This is a genomic window from Methanococcoides alaskense (genome assembly GCF_027594145.1).
GTDB classification, from domain to species: Archaea; Halobacteriota; Methanosarcinia; order Methanosarcinales; family Methanosarcinaceae; genus Methanococcoides; species Methanococcoides alaskense.
Genome location: NZ_JAQFFK010000001.1, coordinates 61,293 through 74,927, shown reverse-complemented (window position 1 = coordinate 74,927; position 13,635 = coordinate 61,293). Strand labels below are relative to the sequence as shown.

11 protein-coding genes are annotated in these 13,635 nt (G+C 44.0%); 3 read left to right on the top strand and 8 right to left on the bottom strand.

Annotated features, from left to right (window positions below):
* The first annotated feature begins 174 nt into the window (after window positions 1-174).
* Both PBV53_RS00400 and PBV53_RS00395 read left to right on the top strand, forming a co-directional pair.
* Window positions 175-750, top strand: a complete 576-nt coding sequence (locus tag PBV53_RS00400; RefSeq protein WP_270095234.1) for a nitroreductase family protein — start codon at window positions 175-177, stop codon at window positions 748-750.
* A 119-nt stretch (window positions 751-869) separates the two neighbouring features.
* Complete coding sequence (locus tag PBV53_RS00395) at window positions 870-1,304, top strand: bactofilin family protein (protein ID WP_270095233.1); 435 nt, start codon at window positions 870-872, stop codon at window positions 1,302-1,304.
* 14 nt (window positions 1,305-1,318) lie between these two features.
* Here the strand turns inward: PBV53_RS00395 and PBV53_RS00390 are convergent, their stop codons facing one another.
* The 3 genes from PBV53_RS00390 to PBV53_RS00380 form a co-directional block, all read right to left on the bottom strand.
* The gene (locus tag PBV53_RS00390; RefSeq protein WP_270095232.1) at window positions 1,319-2,077 is read right to left on the bottom strand and encodes an ABC transporter ATP-binding protein; all 759 of its coding nucleotides are present in this window, start codon (window positions 2,075-2,077) and stop codon (window positions 1,319-1,321) included.
* Window positions 2,077-2,865 (bottom strand): ABC transporter permease, encoded by a 789-nt coding sequence (locus tag PBV53_RS00385; protein WP_270095231.1) that lies wholly within the window; start codon window positions 2,863-2,865, stop codon window positions 2,077-2,079. Before PBV53_RS00385 ends, PBV53_RS00390 begins: the two co-directional genes overlap by 1 nt.
* 79 nt (window positions 2,866-2,944) lie before the next feature.
* Entirely contained in the window at window positions 2,945-3,904 is a 960-nt protein-coding gene (locus PBV53_RS00380) for an ABC transporter substrate-binding protein (RefSeq protein ID WP_270095230.1), read from the bottom strand.
* A gap of 193 nt (window positions 3,905-4,097) precedes the next feature.
* Between PBV53_RS00380 and PBV53_RS00375 the strand changes: the two genes are divergently transcribed.
* Window positions 4,098-4,619: a helix-turn-helix domain-containing protein gene (locus tag PBV53_RS00375; protein ID WP_270095743.1), complete on the top strand. Its 522-nt coding sequence runs from the start codon at window positions 4,098-4,100 to the stop codon at window positions 4,617-4,619.
* Window positions 4,620-4,761: 142 nt separating this feature from the next.
* Here PBV53_RS00375 and PBV53_RS00370 read toward each other — a convergent pair whose 3' ends face one another.
* The 5 genes from PBV53_RS00370 to nrdD form a co-directional block, all read right to left on the bottom strand.
* Window positions 4,762-8,499, bottom strand: coding sequence for an MA0829/MM1976 family S-layer protein (locus PBV53_RS00370; protein ID WP_270095229.1), 3,738 nt, complete (start codon window positions 8,497-8,499; stop codon window positions 4,762-4,764).
* A 26-nt stretch (window positions 8,500-8,525) separates the two neighbouring features.
* Window positions 8,526-9,521 carry a thiamine-phosphate kinase gene (gene thiL, locus PBV53_RS00365; RefSeq protein ID WP_270095228.1) on the bottom strand — a complete coding sequence of 332 codons (996 nt, stop codon included), beginning with the start codon at window positions 9,519-9,521 and terminating at the stop codon, window positions 8,526-8,528.
* A gap of 49 nt (window positions 9,522-9,570) precedes the next feature.
* A complete protein-coding gene (locus PBV53_RS00360; protein ID WP_270095227.1) occupies window positions 9,571-10,428 on the bottom strand; it encodes a DUF4349 domain-containing protein in 858 nt (285 codons plus the stop codon).
* A gap of 66 nt (window positions 10,429-10,494) precedes the next feature.
* Window positions 10,495-11,280: an anaerobic ribonucleoside-triphosphate reductase activating protein gene (locus tag PBV53_RS00355; protein WP_270095226.1), complete on the bottom strand. Its 786-nt coding sequence runs from the start codon at window positions 11,278-11,280 to the stop codon at window positions 10,495-10,497.
* A gap of 22 nt (window positions 11,281-11,302) precedes the next feature.
* Window positions 11,303-13,594, bottom strand: a complete 2,292-nt coding sequence (gene nrdD / locus PBV53_RS00350; RefSeq protein ID WP_270095742.1) for an anaerobic ribonucleoside-triphosphate reductase — start codon at window positions 13,592-13,594, stop codon at window positions 11,303-11,305.
* Between the last annotated feature and the right edge of the window lie 41 nt (window positions 13,595-13,635).

Below are 13,635 nucleotides of genomic sequence, written 5' to 3'. Positions count from 1 at the left end.
AATTTAGATGTACCGTATGTAATATTATTCACATAATATATTAGGACATAGGAGAACAATTTAAAATACCTCAAGAGACCTAAAAATAGATTTTAAAGTCTATAGTAATGTATCTAGTGTTTTAACTAATATCTATTCAGATCACTCAACCAAATGACAATATGAGGTGAACAAATGCTAAGTGAACTTGTTCTCAGGACAAGATGTTATAGAAGATTTAAACAGAGCGATGTTATTTCAAAAGAAATGTTAACAGAACTTATCAATATTGCAAGAGTCTCAGCTTCAGCTACCAACAGCCAGCCACTGAAATATATCATTTCATCCGATCCGGGAACAAACGCAATAATATTCGAACAGCTTGGATGGGCAGGATATCTTCACGAATGGAAAGGACCTGCTGAAGGTGAAAGACCAGCCGCTTACATCATCATACTCGATGATACGAGAATAAGACCCGATGCAAGATATGACACAGGAATTGCTTTGCAGAACATACGCCTTGCGGCCATGGAGAAAGGTATTGGAAGCTGTGTCATTGGTTCTGTTAACAAGGAAGTGCTGAGAGATGAACTTGAGGTACCTCCCGAACTCGAGATCATGCTGGTACTGGCAATGGGCATCCCGGCAGAAGAGATCGTTATCGAGGAAACCGGAGAAGAGCATGATATTAGATACTGGCGTGATGAGAACGGATGCCATCATGTTCCAAAGAGAGAACTGGAAGAAGTTCTGTTTAAAGCATACTGAGATCGATGCTGATAGAAAACAATAGAATATATAAAGAAAAAGACAGTAACTAAAGCACTGATAGAACATATATATGAGATAGAGCTATCACCCTTTCAAGATCACGGATGTGGATATAGATGGATGAGAAATTTATCAGATACCATGCAGATACAAATACTTACATTATCCGTAGAAAAGCCTTCTTTGAAAATAGCATCAAGATAGATGGTAACATGATCGTAGGGTTTGGTGCGAACTTCTGGAAAGATCTGGAAGTAAGTGGATCACTACAACTTGGAAAAGAATCATTGGTTAAAGGTAATATCAAAGCAAATGATGCCCTCATAAGCACACGTTGTGAGATAAGCGGGAACATTGAGATTGTGAATGATCTTACAATGCTTGACAACGTAAAGGTTGGAGGATCGGCAATATGTGGAAATGGAATGTCCATCAGACCAGGTTGTCAGGTAAAGTTCGTTAAAGCTGCTACTGCTTTAGAGCTTATAGGAAAGGTCGCTATAAAAGAAATAGAATCCGGAACAAAGCTTATTGTTCGTTCCGAGATGTAATACATTTGTTAAAGTTAGTTACGCCGCTCTTCTGCCAGCATTTTCAAAAGCTGGTTACGTAACTCATTTGCCTCGGAACTTGTCCTTTCCCTAGGTCTTGGAAGATCAACGTTTATGACTTTCTTGATCCTGCCAGGTCTTGCGCTCATCACAACGATCTTGTCCGCAAGGAAAACCGCTTCGTCCACACTATGGGTCACAAAAACGATTGTTATCTGGTACTTTGCCCAAACCTGAAGCAGCTCTTTTTGCAAGGTGTTCCTTGTCTGTGCATCCAGAGCCCCGAACGGTTCGTCCATAAGAAGGACCTTGGGCTCGTTCGCAAGAGCTCGTGCAATGGCCACCCTTTGCCGCATTCCACCGGAGAGTTCATACGGATAGCTGTTCCGGAACTGTTCAAGGCCTACGAGCTTTAAGTATTTTTCAGCCACTTCAAGTGTTTTGTTCTTGGAGATACCCTTCATATGAGGCCCAAAGGTAATGTTCTGGATGACAGTCCTCCAGGGGAAAAGAGAATACTCCTGAAATACCATCCCTCTTGTCGAATCCGGAATGGTAATATCCTCACCATCAAGGGTTATCTGCCCCTTATCCGGTCTTTCAAGCCCTGCGATGGTCCTGAGAAGTGTTGTTTTTCCACAGCCCGAAGGACCTATGAAACAGACAAATTCCTTGTCCTTTATTTCAAGGTCAACATTATCAAGTGCAAGGGTGGACTCACCGTTCTCTTTCTCAAACGCCACCGAGATACCGGAGACTTTTACCTCACCCATTATACCACAACTCCTGCACGCCATTTAAGAAGATGTCCATCAACATACCACCTGAACAGTCTATCAATGAAAAGGCCCAGGAAGCCAAGTATCAGCATATAAACAAGAACGAAATCCATCTGGTGCAGATAGTAGTGCCACCAGATCTTGTAACCAAGCCCGTTCGTACTTACGCCGAACATCTCCGCTGCGACCAGACACATCCAACCGACACCCATTGAAATACGGATGCCTGAAGCAATTGAAGGCAGGGCAGACGGTAATGCAACGTGGCGTATAAGCGACCCACTGCTCATGCAGCCCAGCACTTTGGCAGCTTCCACATAGATCTTCGGAACACTTTTGAAGCCATCGAATGTGTTGATAATAACAGGGAAGACCGCCCCAATAAAGACCACGAACCCTGCGGAAGTGTGGGTCAGACCGAACCAGACTATGGCAAAGGGGATCCATGCAAGTGGTGGAATAGGACGAATTATCTCGATCAGAGGGTCCAATGCACGGTTCACAGTCTTGAACCAGCCCATGGCCACCCCTATGGGAATCCCTATTAAAAGTGCAGAAATAATTCCAATTCCAAAATGAAGCAGACTTGTTGCAAGATCAGTGAAGAGGACACCCCCTTCAATTATCCTGATAAAAGCGAACAGAACATCAGTAAAGCTTGGCAGGATGAACTTATTGTTTACCACGAGGTCTGCTATCAGTTGCCATATGATAATGGCTACCGTAACGGATAATATTTCAATCCCTCTTTCACGTAGTCCTTTTGTGCCGGCTTTACTCATGATACCTCCTTCGATGATCGAGGGACATAACCCTCAATTCCGGCGGTTAAATGTTCTGTTCATTAATGTATGTTGCTATTTACTCTTCAGAGACCTTCTCGTAGAAGCTCACGTCAAAGATATCCTCTTCTGTAAGCTGGCTGTCGATATAACCAAGCTCATACTGGAAGTTTGCGTATTCTACTGTAGAATTCACAAGCGGACGTGGGTCAGCTGACCAGACACCATCCCAGTTTTCAAGGGACTGAAGGACAGTTGCATTGTCAACACCCTGCTTGTTAGCAAATGTGTTCGCTGCATCTTCGATGTTGATATTATCATACTCTATAGCCTTGATGTGGGTCTTTACGATCTGTTCGACCAGTTCAGGGTTGTTCCTGATAAGATCCCCACTGACCACAAGCACACAACATGCATGGTCTGCAAGTATTTCCCCGGATGCAACAACTGAACGACCGGAACCTTCCGCTTCAATGAACGTTGGTGCAGGGTGTGGCAGGAATACACCGTCTACCTGACCTGCTGCAAGAGCAGCGGTTGCGTCCCCAGGACCCATTGCGACAACTTCGACATCTGTACCAAGTTCAAGACCGTTCTCGATCAACCAGTCCTTGAAGATGGTATCCTGTATCGTTCCCGGTGGGAAAGTTGCGATCTTTAGACCTTTAAGGTCTGCAGGACCATCATACTTGAACTCATTTCTGAGTACAAGATCGGAACCCTGTGTGTTCACTGCTGCGACGATCTTTGCATCAAGTCCAGTACTGAGTGCGGAAATAACAGGTGCTGCACCAACGTATGCAACATCAATGTTTCCTGCGATCATTGAATGCATTTCAGGAGTGCCGGTAGGAAACTCAAATTCATTTATGGTCGTGATGCCAAATGGTGCAAGATCCTCATGCCACCAGCCATTCTCGAAAGCCGTCATGTATGATATCTGGTGTGTGCTTGGCTGATAGCCAATGTTAATTTCGGTCAAAGTTCCATCATCTGGTGCAGAAGTGCATCCTGACAGGAATACTGCTGCAACCAGCATGATAGATATGAATGTAATTGCTGTGATTTTTTTCAGATCGATCCCTCCATTAATAAATATGTTACTATCATGCTATTTCATCAGAAGACCCTATTTATAGATTGTTGTATCAACCGGGATTATTTCCTAAAAGTAGTAATACAAAGCTTAATATATCCTAAAAGAGTTAATATATTTTATTGGAGGAATGAGTATAAGCGTTGCAAATAAAGTGATAGATGCGGCTTTTGAGTCGGATGAAGCATTCCAGCATACATTGTTGAAAGTCATCAAGGAAGACCTTGAACTTACAGCCATTGAGTTCTCGGAGTATGCGAACATTCCACCAAGTACACTTTATAAGCTCATGTCAGGAAACAGGGAACCGAACATGAGAACACTCCGCCAGATAGTTAAAACCATCAGAACCATCGAAGGTTCCGACAAGGGAGATTTCATTGCAGTCATCGCTGCACGTCCTGTGCTGGATAATATCAGTGAGACAAAGAGGAAGATCGGAGGGACGCTTTGCACCATCAGAGAATATTCCGCCACCACAATGGAAGAGGCCATCATCGCCGCTGTCCGTGCTGAAAGGGAAGGAGCGAAAGCCCTTGTATGTGCGCCGATAGTAAGCCCCACAATAGAAAAGATCATCCGCATCCCTGTTGCGACAATAATGCCGAAGAACAGTGTTATCGAGGCTATAGAAGCTGTTGCACGCAAGATAGAGTAAAGAATCTTAAATTTCTACTTTTTTTAATAGATTGAAACTATACGATCAGCTTTGCTTATCGCTAAATGAAAACAGAGAAGATCAGAAATAAAAAAAGAGAGTATGCCGACACCTTTGCCGGCAACATCATATATATGTATCCTTACTTGCCCCTTGAAAGCAAGCTGGATAGCTTCTCAGAAAGTACTGCTGCTGCCTCACCTGCTTTTGCACCTGCTGTTGATACGGTCCAGCCACCTGCAGTAAACAGATAGGCGGCCCCACCAAGAACCGCAATTGCTACACCACCGATCAGGTAGGTAACTGTGCTTGTTCCCTTAACCACTTCAACTGTTGCGGTCATGCCACCTACTTTCACAAGATATGTCCCCGGTTCACCGGCAGTGTACTCGAACTCCACCGGAGTGGATTCGCCAACACCGAGTGAGATCTCCTGTGTAGTAGTAGTGTTGTCATTGACAAGGAGCTCTACTGTGTAAGATCCTGCAGCCTTGCCATTGTTGACAGCATCCAAATTGACCTTCACATCCTTTCCGGTCTTGACCTCAAGAGGAGTGACCAAAAGGTTGCTAAACTCGAACTTTGCTTCAAGCTCCTTGACCTCGAGATTTTCCTCTGCTTTAAGGAAACCCTCCTTCTCGGCAGTTATCTTGTGCATGCCGATCTCCCTCAGGACATCGGTCACAACACCGTCACCGTCAGTCCCACCAATAGATTTTCCGTCTATGGTAACATTCACATCTTCAAGGGCATCTCCACCAATGGATTTGACAACTGTGAAAGTTACCAGATTGCCTTCATAGATTACTTCAGGTAAAAATTCAATGCTCATCTTCCTCGACTCATCATCCGGAGAGATCACTTCGAGGGATGCTTCACCGTTAGTATAACCATCCTTTTCAGCAGTAATAGTGTAATCCCCATCTGCATGGAAAGTATAGTCAACCTCACCTTCATCGTCAGTGGTGCCAAGCACGATATTTCCCGACTTCACGGTTACACCGTTGACAAGGGAACCACGTGATGTCACGATCACAGTTATCTTGTCACCTTCACTGACAATTTCAGGCTCGACCTCCACATCAAGTGAATCGGCAGGTGCTGTGCTTATCTCAACGAATGGATAATAGCGCACATCATCATTAGTATCTGCCACCTTGAACTTGATCTCGCCCATGATCTCGATCTCTTCTCCCTCTGAGAGAGAGATGGAATCATCGTTCCTCATTTCGATCTTTGTGGAGCTGATAGATTTTACTTCCATCTCACCATAGTTATCGCCAGTGTTTATCTCGTCATATTCATCAGAGATCTGGAAGATACCTTCTACGAAAACAGCAGTTGATTCCTGTCCACTGAATATTTCTTTGAAATATACTGCAATAATAGGCACATCATCAACGTCCCCTAGGTCTTTTTCGTAGACATATGTCTTACCAGAGGAAACTACCAATTCATCGACTTCATCCCCATCCTTGGAGAGAGAAACGAAAACTCGTTCACCATTCATGTCCACTTCAACAATGTCCAGTGAATATCCTTCTTCAAGGATGATCGATGAACCACCAAAAATTGATCTTTTATCATCATCATCGATCAGTACCTTTGAAAGCTGACCCTTAGAAATCATGCTTACATCATTAGTGAACTCGTTATCCGGATACCCTGCAAAGAACTTCTCTGCCATGAAACCAATAACATTGTATGAACCCCAGTCAGAATGTTCAAAGCTGACATTTGAAGGACTGGTTGAGTAAACAAGCTTATCATCACCAATTGTTCTGCCGGTGTAAGTCAGATTGAGTTTTTCAGTGCCGATACCCTCATCGATGTTGTAATAGAACCCTTCGAAATTAAGAGGAGTCCATGTGAGACCTTCATTTTCAGCAATTGTACCCCTGAGTTCATATGTTCCCGGCTCGGACATGTCGACAAATGGTGCAAATCGGAGGTCATTGTCGTCTGCAACGATGAACTTGAGCTTGCCCATAATATCGGCAATATCGCCTTTGTCAAGATCGATAGTGTCTTCATTCTCCATCCTGATCTTTTCAGAACTTATGGTTTTGACTTCCATTGAACCGTATTCATCGCCCCTGTTAATGTCCTCGTATTCATCAGATATCTGGAAGATACCCTCAATGAAAACAGCGCTCGTCTCGGTTCCACTGAATATTTCAGCGAAGTTCACTGCTATTATAGGCACATCATCAACATCTCCGAGATCTTTTTCGTAGACATATGGATTGCCAGAGGAGACTACCAATTCATCCACCTCATCCCCATCCTTGGAGAGAGAAACGAAGACCCGGTCACCATTCACATCAAGCTCTACAATATTAAGCACATAGCCTTCCTCAAGTACAAGACCTGCACCGCCATAGACGGACTGCTTATCATCGGTATCGATGAGCACCTTTGCCAGATGACCTTTGGACATCAGGCTTATTGATTCATCTGAAATGTCTGAATCGGAAGTATATCCTGCAAAGTACTTCTCCGCCATGAAACCAATGACCTCGTAAGATCCCCAGTCATCATACTCGAAATCAGTTTCCACAGGAGTTGTTTCATATTCAAGATCCCCGTCTCCGATGTTCCTGTCGGAATCACTGTCAAGATGGATGGTCATCGTTTCTGAACCAAGACCGGATTCAAGGTCATAGAAGAAACCGGAATAACTTAGTGCATCCCAGGTGTAATCAAGGGACTGTCCAGCATTTACATCCCAGATACGGTCACCAGAGTAGTAAGTTACTGGATGGACCGTCCATGCCCATTCTTCAGAATCAACACCATTTACATTGGAAACATTTACACTAACATTATAAGTTCCAGTCGAAGGATTCGTAATATTATAGAAAGACGATGTCACAGAGGATTCAGTTACAGGTGAACCACCATCCACATACCATGTAACATCGCAAACCTGATCAATTTCTATGCTAAATTCCTGAAGAGTCCCTTCTATAGATTCAAAACTCAAATCCGATGGATCAAAAGAGGTTATCTGTGGACCAGGAATTGCAGATACTGTCCAATCCCATATAGCTTGGTCAGTTCCATTAGCATTGGTCACAAATGCAGTAAGATTGTAAGTACCAATTTCTGCAGAATTATTAGTGTAAGAAGAAGTTGTCACAGAAGAATTACTGGAAACTAAATTTCCATCTAAAAGCCAATTTACATCAACAGTCTGATCAATATCAATCGTGAATATCTGGGAATCACCTACATTGTTACTGAAAGTCAAAGATGGATCATTAGAGGTTATCTCCGGTGCAGCAGTATCGACAGTCCAATCCCATATAGCTTGGTCAGTTCCATTAGCATTGGTCACAAATGCAGTAAGATTGTAAATACCAGATTCTGCAGAGTTATTAGTGTAAGAAGAAGTGATCACAGAAGAGTTACTGGAAACTAAATTTCCATCTAAAAGCCAATTTACATCAACAGTCTGATCAATATCAATCGTGAATGTCTGGGAATCACCTACATTATTACTGAAAGTCAAAGATGGATCATTCGAAGTTATCAGCGGTGCAGGTATAGCTGTAACTGTCCAAGCCCAGGGTTCTTCAGTACTACCAGTTGCAGATGTAGCATTTGCAACTACTGTATGAGGACCAACTGATGCGGTACTATTAGAATATGTACTATCAGTTACCCCAATTACAGTCGCCATGGATATACCATCCACATACCATGTAACATTAGAAGTTTCAGTTATATTGATAAAAAAATCTACTTGCACTCCAACCTCACTAGCGTGAGGTGACGGAGGAGTCGCACCATCTATTGTGGGTGCAGCCATTGCCACCCCACAACCCATTCCAAGAATGAGCAAGCTTATTAGTATAAATTTAAAATGTTTATTCATTGATAATTTCTCCAAATATTATATGATTATAAGTTATCAAATCTCCCCATATGTACATAACCCTTTCGATTTATCGAAACCTCGAGCCCATCGCTCTTCATTATAGATATTAAAGTGTCGTCAGTAACTTCGCCTACAACATTTAAATAACAAACGGATTTGATCTTGTCCAGCATTGGGGGTGAAACAGTGAACAACAGCTCAAAATCCCCGCCGTTGTAGAGTCCGAGTTCAAGGGCATCGTCATGTCCGACAAGGGCTAGAACCTCATCATCGATAGGAAGAGCCTCTACGAATATTTTGAAACCGATGCTATTAGCCTCTGCCAGATCATATAATGACATGGCCAGACCATCGCTGGTATCCATCATGGAGGTGACACCACCGGTGCTGGCAAGCATCTGTCCTTCTTTTATACGCGGTACGGGTTCCAGTAAAGTGTTCAGCAAATTATCGGTTACATCAAATCCTTGCTGTAAGGCCAGCAGTGCAGCACCGGCTGAGCCGACATTCCCGGTAACACAGACAAGGTCGCCAGGTCTTGCACCACTTCTTCTCAAAAGATGTTCTTTTTTCACCCTGCCAAGAGCAGTACCTGTGATGGTAAGTTCATCATGAAGGTCGATATCACCGCCTATCACAGAAGTATCACAAAAGCTTGCACAGGCATCCATACCGCGTGCAATGTCCTCAGCGAATCCAAGTTCCATATCATCCGTGATACCAAGGGCGGAAAGGAAACCCACAGGAGTTGCACCCATGGAAGCTATGTCGCTTAAGTTCACAGCAGCAGCCATCCAGCCTATCTGCCATGCACTCATGACCTCAGGAAAATCGGTCTTGCGATGCAACATATCGGTCGTAATCACCAGACAGTCCTCATCAGAGATATCTATAACAGCGCAATCATCCGAGCCCGCGCCCTCCATGACGGCAGGGTTTTTCTTCGTAGAAAAAACAGAACACAGATGACCTATGAGCTCACGTTCGTTTATCCCTGATATCAGGTCTGACCTTTCCATACGCTTATCCTATATTCTTAATATTTAGTAGTAATGTCTAAAAAGAGGATCATCTCCAGACCCTCCTCTTAAGTAAAATAAGCATTACTCCCACAATACTTACAAATATCACGATTGGGATAGCAACTCCGATGAACACGATGATACCATTGACACTGCCTATGAAACCACGTACTGAATCGGACAAAGCATCACGTAGTCCCCATGAATGTGTAATATTACGAGGCTCACTCACATCGACATTGATGGTCGCAAGATCGATACGATCATTAAGATAATTGAGCCTGCCAGTCAGACTTTCTATCTCACCACGCACACGTCCGAGTTCCTTCTCAACTGAAAGGACCTCTTCCACGGTCGTGGACATCTCAAGGATCTCACCAAGACGAGTCTCCTGCTTCTCCAGATTGGAAAGGCGTGCACTCACATCGATATATTCCTCAGTAACATCAGAAGCAGTTGTGCTTTCGGAGGTCACTTTACCAAGGTCACCCATAGTATCCAGCACCTTGTCAAGTTCAGACGAAGGAACGCGTATAGTGATATAACCATACATACCCTCATCATCCCCGTATCGGGTATAAACAGAAGAGGAAGACACATATCCATCGAACTCATCCGCGATATCGCTTATATCATCCAGCGCTTCAGGAGTGTTCTTTACCTCAATGGAAACAGAAGATGTGGTAATTACCTTACGTGTGACACTGCTTTGAGATGCTGCGCCGTTGTCAGTCACCTTAAAAGATGAGGCATCATCAAAAGTAGATGTTTCTTCAAGATCATACGACAACATATCACTTTCAGGATAGACAGATTGTTCGCTGGAACTCTCATAGCCCGTGCAACCTGCTGCTATGACCGAAAGAGATAGTAGAATAAAAAGGAATAGATGTGTTCGTTTCATGGATACATTCCCCTTGACTTCATAAACAAAGAGATATCCCGAACATATAAAGTTTTTACTTAAACTTCAGTTTGATTCGAAGTTAACCTTCTCATTACCCTTCTCTTTTGTGCGTATCCACACATTATCGACAAATTCATGGGCACGCCCTGCAAGTTCCAGCATCTCATCGCGTGAAAAAGGCACAATATCCCGCATGTTCTCATCCATTGCGTTTGCAGGTATTCCCTGCTGAATCACATAGGTAGCACTCGACATGGACAGATATGGAGCTATCGAACTTGCGATCTTTGCAATATCATCCGGCTCGCCTATGAAACCGCGTATCGCTGTGGTGCGAAGTTCATACTCCATACCTTTTTCAGTAATTATAGAGAGACTTCTCCTGACCTTTTCCACAACATCGACAGGATCGGGAACAACAGAATATTTACCATATCCGATAGCCTTTCCATACATTTCCGGATCGTCAAGAGGGGCTTTTACATCAATGAAGAACTTGTCCACAAGACCTAGATCCATCAATTCTTCCACGACATCAGGATAATAGCCATTCGTATGGATACCCACGAACAGCTTCTTTTTCTTTGCATAGGAAGCAAGATGCATAATTGCATTCTTCTGAGCCAGTGGTTCCCCACCGGAAAATACAACACTGCTTACAAAAATAAGAGAATTCTCTATCTTTTTCTCAAGCTCTTTCACATCGACCATATCGGGAACTGTCAATATCTCATAGTTATGACAGTAAGGACACCTGAAAGGGCAGCCACGTAAAAAAAGAACGACTGACGCTTTTCCATGCCAGTCAATGGTTGATATGGGGATTACCTCCCCAAAATTTACATCCATTTAATATCAAGCAACCTGAACTTCAGACCATATCGGCTGAATTGTAGCGTTTTCTGTCTTCCAGTTCCTGCTTCTTTGCAGCGTTCCAGCCACCCACTGCCTGAATATAACCGGTGACCCTTGAAAGCTGCTCGATGTTATCAGAACCACAGTTCTCACAGACATCTTTCAGGCCAGCCATCATATGGAAATCATCCATACAAACACTCATATCCTTAGTAAAGGCAAAATATCCTAGTTGAGTGTTCTTCGCAAGGTTCATAGCGAAATCTTTCAGACCCTTAGCATCCGGTGAACCTTCACCCATCCAGATATGCATGATATCTCCGCCGTCCACTATAGGGAAAAACACATGTTCGATGTTGATCCTGTCGACCAGTGAAACATCAGCTCCTGGTGGCACATGAGTACCATTGGTGTAATAGATGGGCAGGTCATGAGTATTATTTACACCCTCAACTGCTGCTTTTACATCACCCTTGACGACTGAGATAACCTTGTCCCTGAACTCTTCATGAAGCAGATCGGAAACAGAGAATCTCTGACCGGTAGTCTCGGCAGGTGTCCTTGCAAGAGCTATCTCCATACCAAATTTCTGGGAAAGTTCCTTGCTATATATATCCATCTCGGTCATTGCCCTGATAGCCAGCTTAAAAGCATCCCTGGATTCATGCATCTGTGAACCGGTGTGATATTGGACCATTTCATTGATACCAATAACACCAATGGTGAACACCAGTGAATCTATATCGACCGCTATCGCACCTTTCTTACCAGTAACAGGGTCCTTTGGCTGTTGGGTTGCGAATGGCATCCTGCCATTTTCAATGATAGGCTTTAACCATTTGACCTTTGTCTGGAAGATCTCCATGGCCTCATCCATGAGGTGTTTCAGGTGAGAGAACAGTTTCTCATCATCGTTCTCTGCCAGATATGCAGCTCTTGGACAGTTCAGTGAAATTACCTGCCAGGATCCCATTGAGAAATGTTTTCCCTCATTGAAGTACATTTTCTCATCGAAATCTGAATCTGAATCTGCGTTTGCTGAGAACTGGTAAGCACAGCACTGGTAACAGGAGATGCCTTCTCCAGCACCACGGTATTCAGGAAGCTGATTATCAAAGTAGGGAGTACCATACTTTGCGGTCAGTTCGAATGTCATGGTGTAAAGTTCATCATAGGTTGGGAGTTCCGGATTTGCACGGTTGAACATCTCATCCTCTTCCATGAAATCCGGTTCAATGGAGATCTCAGGTTTCGGGAAATTGAACGGCTTGCCCCAGTAATCGCCCTCGAGCATGACGTTCATCATTGCCTTGAACCCCAGCCTTACCTCACGTTCATAGTCACCATAGACACGCTTGTCGGTACCATTGGTACCATCCCAGACACGACCCCTGTAAACAACAGGCTTGTCCCTCCACATCTTTGGAACACCTGGAGATAGCTGTACCGATGAGAACACAAGTTGTCCGCCACGGGCAACCATCATCTGTGTCATCTCATAGACGAACATCTGCATCAACTGTTCGATCTCCTTGTAGGGCTTGCCCTCGAAGAACGGAGCACAGAAAGTCAGGAAATTGTAGAATCCCTGTCCGCCTGCAAAATTGGTCTGGGCACTTCCCAGAGCCTTGACAGCGTGCAACATTGCGACCTCGGCCTTCATTGCCGGACCTGCAACACTTGCCTTTGCACCTGATCCATCGGGCATCAGACCATAGTAGAAGAAATACCTCAGGTCCCAGTCCTGACAGAAAGCACGGGTACCAAAGTACTCAAGATCGTGAATGTGAAGATCACCATTAAGGTGAAGATCGGCTATCTTTGGAGGAAGCAATAGGAGATACTGTTCCTTGGAGATCTTGTCAGCCTTCTTCTTGTGGGATGTTTCCGCATTTTCCTGAAGGTTGGCGTTCTCATTGGCCTCAAAGCCTGAACCTTGGTCGATCTCACATGCATCGAAAACAGGTGAACCTACTCTTGTAGAGACATTACGCCATTCAAGATGACCACGTTCAAGCAGGATCATATTCACAAGTTCTCTGATAAGAGGACCAGAGAGGAACTTGATGTTCATGCCACGAATACGCTTTTCCGTTTCCTTTGCGATATCATGTGCCTCATCTTTTGAAATTGAAGAAATGTTATGATACCACTCACTAAGAGTTGTCTCTTTTAATAGTTGATTGACCACGATGTTGCGGTCCCAGTTCACCATATGGCCATCAGTGGTACGAACCTTTGGCATGGTCGAAATGAAATGACCGTCAAGAGTCTGCTGCAAAGACTGTGGCTCTGTAAGTGGCATCATTGTAGCCTCTAATGACCCTTTATCCTGTGCAGATCCCACTG